The sequence below is a fragment of the Pseudomonas sp. FSL W5-0203 genome (genome assembly GCF_001896155.1).
In the GTDB taxonomy this organism is placed as follows: Bacteria; Pseudomonadota; Gammaproteobacteria; order Pseudomonadales; family Pseudomonadaceae; genus Aquipseudomonas; species Aquipseudomonas paracarnis.
Genome location: NZ_MPOR01000008.1, coordinates 11,579 through 27,752, shown reverse-complemented (window position 1 = coordinate 27,752; position 16,174 = coordinate 11,579). Strand labels below are relative to the sequence as shown.

13 protein-coding genes are annotated in these 16,174 nt (G+C 60.7%); 6 read left to right on the top strand and 7 right to left on the bottom strand.

From position 1 onward, the window contains the following. Positions 1-83 precede the first annotated feature (83 nt). The 5 genes from cysM (at position 84) to BOP96_RS09615 (ending at position 6,261) form a co-directional block, all read left to right on the top strand. A complete protein-coding gene (cysM, locus tag BOP96_RS09635; RefSeq protein WP_003193080.1) occupies positions 84-986 on the top strand; it encodes a cysteine synthase CysM in 903 nt (300 codons plus the stop codon). After that, complete coding sequence (gene rlmD / locus BOP96_RS09630) at positions 986-2,338, top strand: 23S rRNA (uracil(1939)-C(5))-methyltransferase RlmD (protein WP_019820441.1); 1,353 nt, start codon at positions 986-988, stop codon at positions 2,336-2,338. Before cysM ends, rlmD begins: the two co-directional genes overlap by 1 nt. A 120-nt stretch (positions 2,339-2,458) precedes the next feature. Next, positions 2,459-4,702 (top strand): GTP diphosphokinase, encoded by a 2,244-nt coding sequence (gene relA, locus BOP96_RS09625; RefSeq protein ID WP_005790193.1) that lies wholly within the window; start codon positions 2,459-2,461, stop codon positions 4,700-4,702. Positions 4,703-4,856: 154 nt separating this feature from the next. Then, positions 4,857-5,690: a nucleoside triphosphate pyrophosphohydrolase gene (mazG, locus tag BOP96_RS09620; protein WP_038451085.1), complete on the top strand. Its 834-nt coding sequence runs from the start codon at positions 4,857-4,859 to the stop codon at positions 5,688-5,690. 25 nt (positions 5,691-5,715) lie between these two features. Further along, positions 5,716-6,261, top strand: a complete 546-nt coding sequence (locus BOP96_RS09615) for a DUF2058 domain-containing protein (protein WP_014719402.1) — start codon at positions 5,716-5,718, stop codon at positions 6,259-6,261. 66 nt (positions 6,262-6,327) lie between these two features. Here the strand turns inward: BOP96_RS09615 and BOP96_RS09610 are convergent, their stop codons facing one another. From BOP96_RS09610 to purM, 7 genes are all read right to left on the bottom strand, one after another. After that, on the bottom strand, positions 6,328-8,448 hold the full coding sequence (locus tag BOP96_RS09610; RefSeq protein WP_073452552.1) for a TonB-dependent receptor: 2,121 nt from the start codon (positions 8,446-8,448) through the stop codon (positions 6,328-6,330). Then, entirely contained in the window at positions 8,445-9,671 is a 1,227-nt protein-coding gene (locus tag BOP96_RS09605; RefSeq protein WP_019820433.1) for an MFS transporter, read from the bottom strand. Before BOP96_RS09605 ends, BOP96_RS09610 begins: the two co-directional genes overlap by 4 nt. After that, complete coding sequence (locus BOP96_RS09600; protein ID WP_073452549.1) at positions 9,661-11,586, bottom strand: IucA/IucC family protein; 1,926 nt, start codon at positions 11,584-11,586, stop codon at positions 9,661-9,663. The genes BOP96_RS09605 and BOP96_RS09600 overlap by 11 nt, the downstream gene beginning before the upstream one ends. 186 nt (positions 11,587-11,772) lie before the next feature. After that, positions 11,773-11,961, bottom strand: coding sequence for a hypothetical protein (locus tag BOP96_RS09595; protein ID WP_003193064.1), 189 nt, complete (start codon positions 11,959-11,961; stop codon positions 11,773-11,775). A 364-nt stretch (positions 11,962-12,325) separates the two neighbouring features. Then, positions 12,326-13,039 carry a DUF3108 domain-containing protein gene (locus BOP96_RS09590; RefSeq protein ID WP_014719399.1) on the bottom strand — a complete coding sequence of 238 codons (714 nt, stop codon included), beginning with the start codon at positions 13,037-13,039 and terminating at the stop codon, positions 12,326-12,328. A gap of 8 nt (positions 13,040-13,047) precedes the next feature. Further along, positions 13,048-13,698: a phosphoribosylglycinamide formyltransferase gene (gene purN, locus BOP96_RS09585; protein ID WP_003193061.1), complete on the bottom strand. Its 651-nt coding sequence runs from the start codon at positions 13,696-13,698 to the stop codon at positions 13,048-13,050. Further along, positions 13,698-14,756, bottom strand: coding sequence for a phosphoribosylformylglycinamidine cyclo-ligase (gene purM / locus BOP96_RS09580; protein ID WP_014719398.1), 1,059 nt, complete (start codon positions 14,754-14,756; stop codon positions 13,698-13,700). Before purM ends, purN begins: the two co-directional genes overlap by 1 nt. Positions 14,757-15,097: 341 nt before the next feature. Here purM and BOP96_RS09575 point away from each other — a divergent pair, with 341 nt between their 5' ends. Then, entirely contained in the window at positions 15,098-16,138 is a 1,041-nt protein-coding gene (locus BOP96_RS09575; protein WP_014719397.1) for a DUF2066 domain-containing protein, read from the top strand. Positions 16,139-16,174 lie beyond the last annotated feature (36 nt).

Genomic DNA, 16,174 nt, shown 5'->3' with positions numbered 1-16,174 from the left:
ATAAGCACCACACTTTGCGTGATATGGCCCGCCGGCCTTTCCCGGTATGATGTGCGCCCCGCAGTCTGGATTGCGAATACGCCATGACCTTGCAGTACCCAACAATCGCCGATTGTGTCGGCAACACGCCCCTGGTCCGCTTGCAACGCATGGCGGGTGAAACCAGCAATACCCTGTTGCTCAAACTCGAGGGCAACAACCCGGCCGGCTCCGTCAAAGACCGCCCGGCACTGTCGATGATCGCCCGCGCCGAGTTGCGTGGGCAGATCAAACCCGGCGACACCCTGATCGAAGCCACCTCCGGTAACACCGGGATCGCCCTGGCCATGGCCGCAGCGATCAAGGGTTACAAGATGGTGCTGATCATGCCCGACAACGGCAGTGCCGAGCGCAAGGCGGCGATGACCGCCTATGGTGCCCAACTGATCCTGGTGACTCAGGAAGAAGGCATGGAAGGCGCCCGCGATCTTGCCGAGCGCATGGCCGCCGAAGGCCGTGGCGTGGTGCTCGATCAGTTCGCCAACGGCGACAACCCCGAGGCGCACTACACCAGCACCGGCCCGGAGATCTGGCGCCAGACCCAGGGCACCATCACCCACTTCGTCAGCTCCATGGGCACCACCGGTACCATCATGGGCAACTCGCGCTACCTCAAGGAGCAGAACCCAGCGATTCAGATCGTCGGCCTGCAACCGATGGAAGGCGCGGCCATCCCGGGTATTCGTCGTTGGCCCGAAGAATATTTGCCGAAGATCTACAACGCCACGCGGGTAGACCGCATCATCGACATGGCCCAGCGCGAAGCCGAAGACACCACGCGCCGCCTGGCTCGTGAAGAAGGCATCTTCTGCGGCGTGTCCTCCGGTGGCGCCGTGGCCGGTATGTTGCGCTTGTCCAAAGAAGTGGAAAACGCGGTGATCGTCGCGATCATCTGTGACCGAGGCGACCGTTACCTGTCGACCGGCATTTTCGACGAACCCAACTGATGGCCAAGCACGAGAGAGGCTTGCGCTTCCAGCCAACGGGCGGCAGCCGGGCCCCGCAGATCCCGGTGGGCAAGAAACAACGCCTGACCATCGAGCGCCTGGCCAATGATGGCCGAGGCATCGTGTTCTTTGAAGGCCGCACCTGGTTTGTGACTGGTGCGTTGGCCGGCGAAGAGGTGGAAGCACGGGTGTTGGGCGCCCATGGCAAAGTGGTCGAGGCGCGCACCGAGCGGGTGTTCCAGGCGAGTGAGCTGCGGCGCCCTGCGCCCTGCGCTCATGTTGGCCGCTGTGGCGGCTGCAGCGTGCAGCATCTGCCTCATGACCAGCAACTTGCCCTGAAACAGCGCATGCTCGCCGAGCAACTGTCGCGGGTGGCAGGTGTCGAACCGCAAGAGTGGGCCGCGCCGTTGAGCGGGCCGGAGTTCGGTTATCGGCGCCGCGCCCGCGTAGCCGTGCGTTGGGACGCCAAGGCGAAGCAACTCGAAGTGGGTTTTCGCGCCGTGGCCAGTCAGGACATCGTCGCTATCGATGATTGCCCGGTGCTGGTACAGGCCTTGCAACCGATCATGCAGCGTTTGCCAGCGATGCTGCGTCGCTTGAGCAAACCGCAGGCGTTGGGGCATGTCGAGTTGTTCAGCGGTTCGTCCATCGCCGTGTTGCTGCGGCATATGGCGCCGTTGTCCGAGGCTGACCTGCAGATCCTCAAGGAATTCTGCACCTTCCATGACGCCCAATTGTGGCTGCACGGGGAAGGGCAGCCGGAGTCCGTCGAGCCGGGTCAGGCCCTGGGCTTCCGTTTGGAGGCGTGGGATCTGGAGCTGGCGTACCGTCCGGGCGACTTTGTGCAGGTCAACGCCGGGGTCAACCAGGCGATGGTCGCCCAAGCCCTGCAATGGCTCGCGCCACAAGCCGACGAACGGGTACTGGACCTGTTTTGCGGCCTGGGCAATTTCGCCCTGCCACTGGCTCGCCACGTACGCGAAGTGGTGGCGGTGGAGGGCGTACAGGCCATGGTGGACCGTGCGGCCCTCAATGCCGTCAGCAACCATTTGCATAACGCACAGTTTTTTCAGGCCGATTTGTCCCAGCCTTTGACCGACGCAGAATGGGCCAAACAGGGCTTTTCTGCGGTACTCTTGGACCCACCCCGCGATGGTGCCCTGGAGGTTGTGCGCAAACTCGCCGCCTTGGGGGCCAAGCGCCTGGTGTATGTGTCCTGCAACCCAGCCACGCTGGCGCGGGACACGGTTGAGTTGGTCAAGCAAGGCTACCGGCTAAAGCGTGCCGGGATCCTCGACATGTTTCCGCAGACCGCGCATGTCGAGGCCATGGCGTTATTTGAAGCGGGCTAGGATGCCCGTTTAATCCGACTGGCCTGCGTTCTCCAGGGCCTGAACACTGCCACGGAGCTCGCAGTAAAGTCGGCGATGATTTTGGCGCATCGAAGGTGCGTCGTAGGGAAGGTAAGCAAGATGGTACAGGTGAGAGCACACCAGCCGATCAACACCGACGGCAGTATCAATCTCGAGGCATGGCTGGATCATGCCGTCAGTGTCGACCCGGCACTGGACCGTGAAGCCTTGAAAGCAGCCTGCGAGTTCGCTCGTGAGTCTGAACAGCAAGACAATGCGGCCAAGAACCTGTGGGCCGAAGGCACTTCAAGTTTTCGCACTGGCCTGGAAATCGCCGAGATCCTGGCCGATCTCAAGCTGGACCAGGATTCGCTGATCGCCGCCGTGCTCTATCGCGGCGTACGCGAAGGGCATATTCCGTTGGCCACCGTTGGCCAGCGTTTCGGTTCGGTGGTGGCCAAGCTGATCGACGGCGTGCTGCGCATGGCGGCCATTAGCGCCAGCCTCAGCCCGCGGCAGTCGATGGTGCTGGGCACCCAGGGCCAGGTAGAGAACCTGCGCAAAATGCTGGTAGCGATGGTCGACGACGTACGCGTCGCCCTGATCAAGCTGGCCGAGCGTACCTGCGCGATCCGTGCGGTGAAGACCGCCGATGACGAAAAGCGCAACCGTGTGGCCCGCGAAGTCTTCGACATCTACGCGCCACTGGCCCATCGCCTGGGCATCGGCCATATCAAGTGGGAGCTGGAGGATTTGTCCTTCCGCTACCTGGAACCCGACCAATACAAACAGATCGCCACGTTGCTGCACGAGCGGCGCCTGGACCGCGAGCGCTTTATCAGCGACGTGATGGGCCAGTTGCGTTCGGAGCTGCAGGCCACCGGCGTGGACGCGGACATCAGCGGCCGCGCCAAGCACATCTATTCCATCTGGCGCAAAATGCAGCGCAAGGGCCTGGCCTTCAGCCAGATCTACGACGTGCGTGCGGTGCGCGTGCTGGTGCCGGAAATGCGCGACTGCTACACCGCGCTGGGTATCGTCCACACCCTGTGGCGCCACATCCCCAAGGAATTTGACGACTATATCGCCAACCCCAAGGAAAACGGCTACCGCTCGCTGCACACCGCCGTGATCGGCCCTGAAGGCAAGGTGCTGGAAGTGCAGATCCGCACCCACGCCATGCACGAAGAGGCCGAGCTGGGGGTGTGCGCGCACTGGCGCTACAAGGGCACCGACGTCAAGGCCGGGTCCAACCAGTACGAAGAGAAGATCTCCTGGCTGCGCCAAGTGCTGGAATGGCACGAAGAACTCGGCGACATCGGCGGCCTGGCCGAGCAACTGCGGGTGGATATCGAGCCGGACCGGGTCTATATCTTCACGCCTGACGGCCACGCCATCGACTTGCCCAAGGGCGCCACGCCGCTGGACTTTGCCTACCGCGTGCACACCGAAATCGGGCATAACTGCCGCGGCGCCAAGATCAACGGGCGCATCGTGCCGCTCAACTACAGCCTGCAAACCGGTGAACAGGTCGAGATCATCACCAGCAAGCACGGTACGCCGAGCCGCGACTGGCTGAACCCGAACCTGGGTTACATCACCACTTCGCGGGCGCGGGCGAAGATCGTCCACTGGTTCAAGCTACAGGCCCGTGACCAGAACGTCGCCGCCGGCAAGACCTTGCTTGAACGCGAACTGGCGCGCCTGGGCCTGCCTCAGGTGGACTTCGACAAGCTGGCCGAAAAGGCCAACATGAAGATCGCCGAAGACATGTTTGCCGCCCTCGGCGCGGGCGACCTGCGCCTGGCGCAACTGGTCAACCTGGCCCAGCAACTGGTCGAGCCTGAGCGCGGCAACGAACAGCTGGAGCTGATCCCGCGCAAAGCCACTGGCTACAAGCCGGGCAAGCGTGGCGATATCCAGATCCAGGGCGTGGGCAACCTGATGACGCAAATGGCCGGCTGCTGCCAGCCGTTGCCGGGCGACGCCATCGTCGGCTACATCACCCAGGGCCGTGGCGTGAGCATTCACCGCCAGGACTGCGCCTCGGTGCTGCAGTTGGGCGGGCGCGAACCGGAGCGGATCATCCAGGTCAGCTGGGGGCCGGTGCCGGTGCTCACGTATCCGGTGGACATTATCATCCGTGCCTACGACCGTTCCGGCTTGCTGCGTGACGTCTCGCAAGTGCTGCTCAACGAGCGGATCAACGTGCTGGCGGTCAACACCCGTTCGAACAAGGAAGACAACACTGCGTTGATGTCCCTGACCATCGAGATTCCGGGGTTAGACGCACTGGGACGGTTGCTGGGGCGCATTTCCCAGTTGCCGAACATCATCGAAACCCGGCGCAACCGCACCCCATGAATAGCTGGATGGGCGCGAACTGAATTGTGTTAGCTGCTTCATGTGGGAGCTGGCTTGCCTGCGATAGCATCACCTCGGTTTAACTGAAGCACCGAGTCGCGAGCATCGCAGGCAAGCCAGCTCCCACATTGGATTTTCAGCGGAAAGAGATACGATGTATTCACTCGAAGACCTGCTGCACCTGATGAGCCGCCTGCGCGACCCGCAATACGGCTGCCCGTGGGACATCAAGCAAACCTACGCGACCATCGTCCCGCACACGCTGGAGGAGGCCTATGAAGTGGCCGACGCCATCGAGCGCGGCGATTTCGATCACCTGCAAGGTGAGTTGGGCGACCTGCTGTTCCAAGTGGTGTATTACAGCCAACTGGCGTGGGAAGAAGGGCGCTTCGAATTTGCCGGCGTGATCGACGGCATCACCCGTAAGTTGATTCGCCGGCATCCTCACGTGTTCCCAACCGGCGACCTGTACGCACCGCTGGATATCCCGCAGTTGAGCGAAGAACAGGTCAAGGAACGCTGGGAGCAGATCAAAGCTGAGGAGCGCGCAGAAAAGTCCGACGCTCCCGAGCAACTCTCCCTGCTCGATGATGTGCCCACCGCCTTACCGTCGTTATCCCGTGCGGCCAAATTGCAAAAGCGCGCCAGCCAGGTCGGTTTCGACTGGCCGTCCGCGTTGCCGGTGGTGGATAACGTGCGCGAAGAGTTGGACGAAGTGCTCGAAGCCATGGCCGATAACGACTCGGCAGCCATCGCCGATGAAGTCGGCGACCTGCTGTTTGCCGCGGTCAACCTGGCCCGTCACCTCAAGGTCGACCCGGAAACCGCCTTGCGCGGTGCCAATGCCAAGTTCGAACGACGTTTCCGATTTATCGAACAGGCATTGCGCGATACACACCAACCCATAGAAGATTGCACCCTCGAAGAGTTGGACGCCCTCTGGGGCGAAGCCAAACGCCAGGAAAAGAATGTGTCCAGCTGCGGTTGAGCAGTTGCCTAAGTGAGTAAGCACCATGAGCCTTTCCCTTCGCGACCAGTTGCTCAAAGCAGGTCTGGTCAACCAAAAGCAGGCCAAGCAGGTCGGCAAAGAGAAACAGAAACAGCAGCGCCTGGTCCACAAGGGCCAGGCCGAAGTCGATGATACCCAGGCGCGCCTGGCCGCTGAGGCACACGCCGAGAAGGTCAAGCGTGACCAGGAGCTGAACCGTCAGCAGCAGGAAAAAGCCGAGGCCAAGGCGCGTACCGCCCAGGTCAAGCAACTGATCGAGACCTCGCGCCTGCCCAAGCTGACCACCGAGGACTACTACAACTTCGTGGATGACAAGAAGGTCAAGCGCCTGTCGGTCAACACGCTGATGCGCAACAAGCTGAGCAACGGCTCCCTGGCGATCGTGCACCACGGTGGCGGCTACGAGGTGATCCCGCGCGAAGCGGCGCTCAAAATCCAGGAGCGCGCTCCGGAGCGTATCGTGCAGCTCAACATCCTCACCGAAAGCCAGGTGCCGGATGAAGACGATCCGTACGCCGCTTACCAGATCCCTGATGATCTGATGTGGTAAGCCGCTGGAAATGACAAACCCCGCCAAAAGGCGGGGTTTGTGTTTTAAGCGTGCAGCACCAGCCGGTTACCAATCCACTGCGTAACTCAGGCTGAAGGTACGACCCTCGGCATTCGGGTACGGTGCGCGGGCGTTGGCCTGGGCGAACATGTTCTGGTAGTTGCGGTTGGTGAGGTTGTACACCGCACCTTCGAGGCGGCCTACCGGTAGCCTTACCGAGCCCAGCAGGTCGACCAGGGTGTAGCCCTGGATATCGCGGCCGTTGTTGTCTTTGGCCGCCGCGTCATAATTGGCCAGGCGCATACCCTGCAAGCGCAGGCTGTAGTCGTCACGCTCATAGCCGACAAAGGCTGTGGTCTTGGCGGGGGAGATGCGGGTGGCAGGCAGGTCGATCCACTTGCCGTTCTGCTGGGTCTCGCCTTTGGCGTAAGCGTAAGTACCGCCGACGGACCATCGGTCGCTGATGTTATAGGTCAGGCCGGTTTCGACGCCACGCACGCGTTCTTTCTGATTGATCAGGCGCAGCACACGATCATTGGCATCATAGAACTGCGTGACATCCGAGGTGTTTTCGTACGCGGTGACACTGGCCTGCCACTTGTCCCAGTCGCCACGCCAGCCCAGCTCGTAACTATCGACTTTCAAGGCCTGGGCATTGAGGTCCTGGATATCGTATTTGCTGTTCACGTCACGCAGGAAGCGCTGGATATCCGGTAGGGAAAAGCCCTGGCTGAAGTTGACGAACACATCCTGGTTGTCGGTCAGGTGGTACACCGCACCGAGGTTATACAGCGTGTCATCGTATTTGAGCGTGCCACCGGGCAGTGTCGCGCGGTTGCCGGTCTGGACGATTTCGCCATACGCGATGCTGTCGGAGACTTTACTCTCAATCCATTCGCGACGTACGCCACCGCGCAAGGTCCAGTTGTCGATGTCGTAGGAGAGCTGGCCAAAGATGGCTTTGGTGGTGGTCTCGATATCTGGACCCAGTTCGAACGTGGTACCGGTTTTCGTGTAGGTCAGGCCATTGACCCGGTATTGGTCGCCACGCTGGCGTGAGGTTTCATGGTCGTAGTCCGCGCCCCATACCAGGTTGCCCGTTGCCGGGCCGATGTCCGGCATCTGGGTCTCGATCGCCGCACGCAGGCCGTAGACGTCCTGCACGCTGTTGTTATCTGACACGCCTGCCCGGCCTCGGGACAGGTCTGGAAAGAACAGGGCGTCGGCCCGCCGCCAGTAGCTTTCGATCTGCAGGCCCTGGCCGTAGAAATCCTTGTCGGCGTAGTTGAGGTTGACCGCCTGGTTGTGGGTGTAGGGTTGGTCGCCCAGGTCCAGGCCTTTTACGGCGACTGCGTTGCTGGTGATGCGGGGGTTCTTGGTGTAGCGGGTGTCTTGTTCGTCCTTGTAGTCTTGCAGCGACAGGCTGATCTTCTTGTCGTCATCAAGCTCATAGCCGAAGCGACCTTGCAGGTCGTAGGTATCGGTGTCCATGTTGCTGCCCTGGGACGTGTCCTGGGGAATGCGCTTGCCATTACCGTCGAACTGATCGTTGCGCTGCACGGTGTTGCCCGAGAGGTACCAGTCCACCGGGCCCTTGCGCCCGGTGGCGCTTTGGAACGCCTGGTAAGCGAACCCCTTGTGGCTGAGGTTGTTACCGGCGGTCATGCCGATCTTGCTGCTGAACGCCAGGTCTTCACCTTGGTTGCGTTTGGTGATGATGTTGATGATGCCGCCCGATGCGCCTGCGCCGTAGACACTGCTGGCACCGGAGATCACTTCGATACGCTCGATGCTTTCCGGTGCCACGCTGTTGAGCTGGCGGAAGTTATCGCGCGTGGCGTTTTGTGAAACCCCATCGATCAGGATCAGGGTATTACGCCCGCGAAGCGTCTGGCCGAAGTTGCTCATGCCGCCGCTGGAAGGGGCAATGCCAGGCACCAGTTGGCCGAGGATATCGGCGACCCGACGTCCTGCCCCGGTCTGCTGGCGGATTTGCGCTTCATTGATCACCTGCACTGAGCCTGGAATCTGCGCAATGCTGGTTTCGCTGCGCGTGGCCGATACGACTGTTGCCTGTAATTGCAGGCTGGTCGGGGCTGCCTGTGTCTGTTCTGTCTGATCGGCCCAGGCGGGCGCACTCATCGAGCCGAGAAGCGGCAGCAGAACGGCCAATTGCGATTTATTCATGGGTTTGTCTCAGAGTTATTAGAAGTATTGACAGAAAAATCGGGTGTCTCAGGCGCTCGCGTATATGAACGGATCGCGCGGATACTCACGGCGGCCAATGCATAGGTCAGTGCGACCAGCCAGAAGCTGTGCGCCAGGCCCACCCACCCCATGCCGATACCGCCTATCAAGGCGCCGCACAGCGCACCTGCTTTGGCGGCGCTGTTACCCATGCCCAGGGCAAAACCCTGCTGGCTGGACGCGACGGTATTGGCGATCAGCGTGTAGGCCACGGGCAGCAAAGCTCCCTGCCACACGCCCCACAGCAACCGGCTGGCGATGAACCCCAACCATTCACTGGCCAGCGCCGTGCAGGCCAGCGTGAGGGCGCAGGCCCAGGTGACCCATTCGATGATGCGCAGCGTATGTGCTGGCTGATGTCGATCGAACAGGCGGCCCCATAACGGCGCAGACAGTGCTAGGGTCAAGGCGCTGGCGCCATAGCTGGCGCCGATCAGCCACGCGGGCGCCTGCAAAACCTCGGCAACATATAAAGCGTAAAACGGTTGCGGCATCATCCTGGCTGCCTGGATCAATACGATGATTCCCAACATCGCGCCAAGCCAGCCTTTGGGCAGTGCGACAGGCTTCGATGGGCGGGCAGGTCTGGATCGTGGTGAGTCGCTGGGCAAGAACGCGCTGATTATCGCGCACAATAGGCAGACGGCGGTGGCGCTGTAGCACAGCAATGCGAAACCGGATATGTCCATGAGCCAGCCGCCCAATACCGGCCCGGCCAGGGAGCCTACGGCAGTGGCTGATTGCAGCCTGGCAAGAATGTGACCCCGTCCGCCGTCGCCGCAGCAGGCCAGTGCGTAGGCTTGGGCAGCTGCAATGAAGCCGGCCAACGCACCTTGCACCACGCGGATGACCACCAGCCACCACGGATCAGGCGTTATCGCAGCCAGCGCCTGACACACCGCCAGTGCCAGCAACGCGCGGATGATCATGGGCTTATGGCCGGTACGGTCGCCCAGCTTCCCCCACATGGGCGTGAGGATCATCGCTGCCATCATCGGCCCGGCATACACCAGCGAAGACAGCAGGCCGGTGTACTGAGCATTGGCAACGCCCAACAGCGTCTGGATTTGCAGCGGCCAGAACGGTCCGCTCATTTCCATCGCCCCCATCGACACCAACTGAATCACCACCAGCAGCCGCAGCGCTGTGTTGTTAGTCGGCATTGGCGGCCGCGCTCAACGGGTTGGGCAGGCGCCCGACGATATCGGCATGACTCTCCAGCAGACGCATGCGCATGAACGACTTGGCCGGCCACGCGTGCTCCAGCAGTGCTTCGCGCTCGGTGGCCCAGCGCTGCGGATCAACCTGCGAGCGCAGGTCGTCAAAACACTGGCTGACCTGAGCCGACAGTTCATTCCAGAGCAGCGCCTGGGGGATGTCGAAGTGGCGCGCGGCAAGCAGGATGAGCTCGCCCAGATGGCACATGAATACGGTGTGCAGCAGCTTGTCCCTTACGAAACCTGCGTCGTCGTACAGCGTCATCTTCGGGTCGTGCAGTTCAATGTCCAGGCCGTGGGCGTGCAAGGTTTTGCGGTCGATACGGATATCGCCGAAATCGCGTAACAGCAGGCGGCTCAATTGCCCGCCTGCGGCCATGACCATAAAGGAGTTCTGCTGATGGGCCTCGAATGCAACGCCGTAGCGCAAATACATGCCCAGCAGCGCCGGCACACTGATCGCCGCGTACTCATGGAAGAAGGCGAGCATGGCCGCCGCGTCATCCTTGCCTTGGCTCAGGCGCACCCATTGGCGCAGCAGCGGCTGGCCGTGTTGATCAATGGCAAACAGGCTGCCCACCGGCACGGCCATTTCCCCGGGCTGGAGCTGGCTATGGGGATTGTCGCGATAGAGCACCGCCAGGTGGCGGGAGTGCTCGTCATTGGCCGGCTGTGGCTTGAAATGCACACCAATACGCTCGGGAACGATGCTGAGGATTTTCCCAATCGCAGGCTCGCGCTCCAGGATGGCCAGCAGCAAATGGCTGATCCGTGGGCCCATGCGCGCCGAGCGCGGTGAGACGGTGCGCTGCACGCTGGTCAGTCGCAGCGACACGGGCAGTTTGACCATAGGCGCATCGCAACGCCCTTCAGGCAATACGGTTCTGAATGACATGGTGGGGTGGGCGGTAAACGCGACGATATCGGTCAGCACCAGCAGTTTGTCGCCGATTTCGTTGGCGAACAGTTGGGGCAGTTCCTGGCGTGCCTGCCAAGGGTGGGCGGGCAATGGCAGATAATCGCCTGCCTGAAGGCCCTGTGCTTGCAGGACTGCGGTCAATTGCTGTGCCGCTTGCGGGAAGTGCTCGCTCCACCACTGCCAGTAATCGGCGGTACCGGCCAACTTTTCGACATGGGCAAATTGGCGATGCAGCGCGCACAGCAATACCGGAAAGCGTGCTTCGAATTCCGGCGAGTAGTCGATGACTTGCTCGGTATTCAGGCCTAGCTTGGTCTTGTAGTTGGGGTGCCATGGGTGACCCAGTGTTCCCCATTGTTCAAGCACGGAAGTCGGGTTGATAACGCTCGGGCTGTTCTTGAGATGACTGAGGAGATTGTCTTGATACACCGGGTCCATGGACGCATGCAGCTTGAGCGTCCATTGCTCATGGAAGGCTAGGCACAAGGTGTCGTTGATGAAGCTGTCGTCGATCTCGACGTTGAGGCGGTTGAGCACTTCCCGGTCAGCAGGCGACTCAAGGCTGGCGTTAAGTAACGTCAACAATTGTGAGGGAAATTGGATTTTCTGTTCGGGCTGGCCTTCGCGCAACAGGATGACTTCGCCGCGCAGGTCCCAGCTTGCCATGCGGCCAGGACGCAAATGTTCGAAACGTAGTCGGGCTTGGCAAGGTAGTGTCAGCGAGCAATGCCCCTGTTCGTCATAAAGGAGGGTGCTGGGGGCCAGCAGGCTTTCACGAAACAAAGCTTGGATCAGGCGTTGGAAGCTACGTTCGGCGGCGGGTGCCAGCGTATTGATCAGGGCTTGGAGGCTGACGTGGCTGGCCTGAAATTGCGCAGTGGCAAGTGCTTCGCTCCAGCGTTCCAGTAACGCGTTTTCTGGCTTGCTGCTATTTCCATGCATCTAATTGATTCCCTGATTCGTGAGCCTGAATGAAAAGCGAACGAATGATATCGAGAATCATTATTTGTGTGTGTTTTTGTTACATTAATTTATGGCGATTATTGACAAAAAAACCGCGCTCCAAAGGCGCGGTTTCTCGTAAACGGCCCGGCTGCGTGGGCCGGGCGTCCACATGATTTCAGAGCTTCAGGAGCTTTTTGCCTGGCGTTGCAGTTCGAGAGTTTCGAGCTCGTTTTTATAGTTGTGGGCGTCGCTCTCGTTGTGAAACATGCCGACCAATACGTCTTGCTGATGGACATCCCAGATGTGAATCCCGTGGCCTACTGCTTCATGGGACATATGTTCATCGTCGCGTTCAGTTACTTTTACAGTCATCTGCTTGCTCCAATCTCTGGTTGATCTGCGGCAAGTCGTCGCAGGCCTCTGTTATATGATTTGTTAGCTTGCTAAGTAAACTGATTTTGCGCGCAATAATTCATTGCGGGGAACGCAACAATGCTGCAGGCCTTGTAAACTAAGGCATTGCGTCGCCAGCGCAGCGGCTTTATGACAAAAGTTTCATGTTCAGGTCGGCTAGGTTGACCTCGGCACCGCTATCGCAGGCAAGCCAGCTCCCACCTTGGAATGCATTCCACTGTGGGAGCTGGCTTGCATGCGATAGCGGGAGTGGCGTCCCCTAAAAATCCCAGGCAAAAAAAAGCCCCGCATTCAGCGAGGCTCTTTTCCGGTGCATCAGCAATCAGCTGCCTTTGACAGCCTTACCGTCAACGGTGCCATCCTGCAGCATGATGTTGTATTCCTTGCCGTCAGTCTCGACCTGACGCAGGGCAACCAGGATGCCGCCCTGGTCCTTGGCAAACCACATCTGGGTGATGCGCTTGCTCTGCGACGGGTCGCGCACGCGCTCGACCTTGATCGCGTCGATCGAACCGACCTTGGTCTGGACCTTTTCCGAGCCGATCACGCGGAAGTCGTAGGTATCGGTATCAGTACCCTCAACCACGCGGTAGCTCATGCTCTTCTTGCCGGCGGCAACATCGCGTTGCAGAGCAAGCTGGTAGGTGGACTTGTCGAGCATGCCGCTTTCGAGAGTGACATTGACCGGGTCTTTGTTTTCAAAGCCGGTGACTTTTTTAGCGCTCTGGTCGAAGTCCAGGTTGATCTTCTTCGCCTTGCCCAGGCCGCCGCGTTCGAAGCTGTAGCTCTTGGGTTGCAGGGTGTCCTTGTCGAACAGGATCACGCTGGTTTCGGTCAAGCTGGCAATCATCATCGAGGCCTTGAAATTCAAGGTCCAGGTACCGTCGCCATTCTTGCTCAGGCTGCGTTCAGCCGAACCGCTCATGGGCAGTTGTTTCCAGTCGGCGGTGTAGCTGACGGAGAAGGGGTGAAGGTCTGCCGCTTGTACGGCAGGCAAAGCGAACAGCGCAAAAGCGAAAAGCAGGGCGCGACGCATAAAATCTCCTAGGTTCGAATCAAGTGGCCGCTGGCCGCGAGTAACTGGCCGTCCAATAATGCACCCTGGTCGCCAAGAATCAACCGTCCTTCGGCAAACCAGCGAACAGCCAGCGGGTAAATCCTGTGTTCCTGGGTATGAACCCGTTGCGCAAGCGTCTGCGCCGAGTCGCCTGACTCTACCGGAACCACTGCCTGTACGACCAGAGGCCCGCCATCGAGTTCCTCGGTCACAAAGTGCACGCTGCAGCCATGCTCACTGTCGCCGGCGTCGAGGGCGCGCTGGTGGGTGTGCATGCCTTTGTACTTGGGCAGCAGGGAAGGGTGGATATTGAGCAGGCGTCCTTCGTAGTGCCGGACGAAATCTGCGCTGAGGATGCGCATGAAACCGGCAAGGACCACGAGTTTGGGGTTGAAGGCGTCGATCAGTTCGATCAAGGCGCTGTCGAAGGCCTCGCGACCGTCGAACGCCTTGTGATCCAGGGAGCGAGTATCGATGCCCGCGTCACGGGCGCGTTGCAGACCGTAGGCGTCGCTGCGGTTGGAAATCACCGCAGCGATGCGCACCGGGCTGTCGCCGGTGCGCGTGCTGTCGATCAGGGCCTGCAAGTTACTGCCGGTGCCGGAAAGCAGCACCACGACATCACAGGTCTGGGGCATCAGTGAGCCTTGAGGTTCTTCAGTTCAACCTGGGCTGCGCCTTCGGCGGCAGTGGCGATCTGGCCAATGACCCAAGGTTGCTCGCCGGCTTCACGCAGCACGTTCAGTGCGGTTTCAACGTGTTCCTGCGCAACGCAGATCACCATGCCCACGCCGCAGTTGAGCACGCGGTGCATTTCGGTTTCGTTGACGTTGCCTTTTTCCTGCAGCCAATCGAAGACAGCCGGGCGCTGCCAGCTGGCCACGTCGACAATCGCCTGGGCGCCTTTTGGCAGTACGCGCGGGATGTTGTCCAGCAGGCCGCCACCGGTAATGTGGGCCATGGCCTTGACGGCGCCGGTGTCCTTGATCAGCTTGAGCAGTGGCTTGACGTAGATGCGGGTCGGCGCCATCAGCAGGTCGGTCAGTGGCTTGCCGTCGAGCTGGATGTTCTCGATGTCGGCGCCGGACACTTCGATGATCTTGCGGATCAGCGAGTAGCCGTTGGAGTGCGGGCCGGACGATGGCAGGGCGAGCAGGGCGTCACCAGCAGCTACTTTGGAGCCGTCGATGATCTCGGCTTTTTCCACCACACCGACACAGAAGCCGGCCAGGTCGTAGTCTTCGCCTTCGTACATGCCTGGCATTTCAGCGGTTTCACCGCCGACCAGGGAGCAACCCGACAGTTCGCAGCCAGCACCGATGCCGGTTACGACCTGGGTCGCGGTCTCGACATTGAGCTTGCCGGTGGCGTAGTAGTCGAGGAAGAACAACGGCTCGGCGCCGCACACCACCAGGTCGTTGACGCACATGGCGACCAGATCGATGCCGATGCTGTCGTGCTTGTTCAGGTTCAGGGCCAGACGCAGCTTGGTGCCCACGCCGTCGGTGCCGGACACCAGTACAGGCTGCTTGTAGCCGGCCGGGATTTCGCAGAGGGCGCCAAAACCGCCCAGGCCACCCATGACTTCAGGGCGCGCAGTGCGCTTGGCGACGCTCTTGATGCGTTCGACCAATGCTTCACCGGCGTCGATGTCTACACCGGCGTCCTTGTAGCTCAGGGAGGGTTGCTTGCTCATGATCCAGGCCTTTAGGGGGGATTTCTGGGTAACGACCGGGCGGGCGGGGGCTTTTGGAAAGTGCCCTGCCGTTGACGGTCTGCGAAGGCGCGCGATTTTATCAGGCTTGAGGGGCAGCGGCCATCCTCGGGCCGACGGGCAGGGCATATGAGTTCAAAAAAATGCAAATCGGGCCGGTAATCGTGCGTATTAAGGTATAGCCTTGAGCTCGCTAGCGTTATGACAGTATGAAAACTTACCGGGACCTTGTGAATGTTTTACCGGTCGCTGTGTCACAGCCTTGCCAAACCGAGATCACGCGGTCTGTTCCAACCGCTAAATTTGTCGTTCGGGAATCTTCCATGCGTCTGTGTAAATTCTTCTTTGTAGGCTGCTTGTCGTTGGTCAGCCTGGCGAGTCATGCCGAAACCCTCAATGGCCTCTATCAAGTACTTGAACCAGTCAGCAGCCAGTCGCCCCAAGAGCGCGACCAAGCCACCCAGCGTGCTGTGCAGACCCTCGTGATCCGCCTGACCGGCGACGCCAAGGCCGCCGATGGCCCTGGCCTGGCGGCGATCCGCAAAGACCCGCAACAAATCATCAGCCAGTACGGCTACGACGCCGGCCCGCCAGAAAGCCTGCAAGTGGACTTCGACCCGGTCAGCACCGACCGCGCCTTGCGGGATGCGGGCCTGTCGATCTGGGGCAGCAACCGGCCATCGATCCTGGGTTGGTGGCTGAACGATTCAACTGAAGGCAGCAGCCTGGTCGGCGATGGCCAGGCCGTTGCCCAGGCCCTGCGCCGGGCCGCGCAACACCGGGGTCTGCCGCTGCGCTTGCCGCTGGGAGACCTGGATGAACAGGTAGTCGCCACCGCGCCGAACCTTGAAAGCCCGGACGCCACGCCTTTGCGCGCAGCCTCCGAGCGTTACGGTGCCGATGCGTTGCTGGCAGTGCATGCGCGTCAGGAGGGTAGCCAGTGGCAGGCAAAATGGCGCTTGTGGCTGGGCGACAAGGCTGAGGAGGGTACCGCTCAAGGCGCTGACACTGCCGCGCTTGCCGACGCGGTATTGCTGGCGGTCAGCCAAAAGCTGGCGCCGCGCTTTGCGGTCAAGCCAGGGGTGAGCAGTGAGCAACTGCTTGAAGTGCAAGGCATGAACCTGGAGCGCTACGCCGCCCTGGGCCGTTTGCTGGAGCCCTTTGGCGGCCAGCCGCAGTTAGTGGATGGCACCCGGATCGTGTATCGCGTCAATGGCAGCGCCGAACAACTGCGCACCCAACTGAGCCTGGCCAAGCTGCAGGAAATTCCTGCTGGCGAAGCCCCGGCCCAGCCAGCCGTGATCGATGGCACGCAACCGGCTGTTGCACCTGAGCCCCAGGCGCAACTGCGTTTTCGTTGGTAAATAGTGTTCCTCCTTCTATATAGAAGAAGGGCGTAA

Coding starts and splice junctions, on each gene's coding strand:
- cysM (WP_003193080.1), top strand. CDS start 84: ATGACCTTGCAGTACCCAACAATCGCCGATTGTGTCGGCAACACGCCC.
- rlmD (WP_019820441.1), top strand. CDS start 986: ATGGCCAAGCACGAGAGAGGCTTGCGCTTCCAGCCAACGGGCGGCAGC.
- relA (WP_005790193.1), top strand. CDS start 2,459: ATGGTACAGGTGAGAGCACACCAGCCGATCAACACCGACGGCAGTATC.
- mazG (WP_038451085.1), top strand. CDS start 4,857: ATGTATTCACTCGAAGACCTGCTGCACCTGATGAGCCGCCTGCGCGAC.
- BOP96_RS09615 (WP_014719402.1), top strand. CDS start 5,716: ATGAGCCTTTCCCTTCGCGACCAGTTGCTCAAAGCAGGTCTGGTCAAC.
- BOP96_RS09610 (WP_073452552.1), bottom strand. CDS start 8,448: ATGAATAAATCGCAATTGGCCGTTCTGCTGCCGCTTCTCGGCTCGATG.
- BOP96_RS09605 (WP_019820433.1), bottom strand. CDS start 9,671: ATGCCGACTAACAACACAGCGCTGCGGCTGCTGGTGGTGATTCAGTTG.
- BOP96_RS09600 (WP_073452549.1), bottom strand. CDS start 11,586: ATGCATGGAAATAGCAGCAAGCCAGAAAACGCGTTACTGGAACGCTGG.
- BOP96_RS09595 (WP_003193064.1), bottom strand. CDS start 11,961: ATGACTGTAAAAGTAACTGAACGCGACGATGAACATATGTCCCATGAA.
- BOP96_RS09590 (WP_014719399.1), bottom strand. CDS start 13,039: ATGCGTCGCGCCCTGCTTTTCGCTTTTGCGCTGTTCGCTTTGCCTGCC.
- purN (WP_003193061.1), bottom strand. CDS start 13,698: ATGCCCCAGACCTGTGATGTCGTGGTGCTGCTTTCCGGCACCGGCAGT.
- purM (WP_014719398.1), bottom strand. CDS start 14,756: ATGAGCAAGCAACCCTCCCTGAGCTACAAGGACGCCGGTGTAGACATC.
- BOP96_RS09575 (WP_014719397.1), top strand. CDS start 15,098: ATGCGTCTGTGTAAATTCTTCTTTGTAGGCTGCTTGTCGTTGGTCAGC.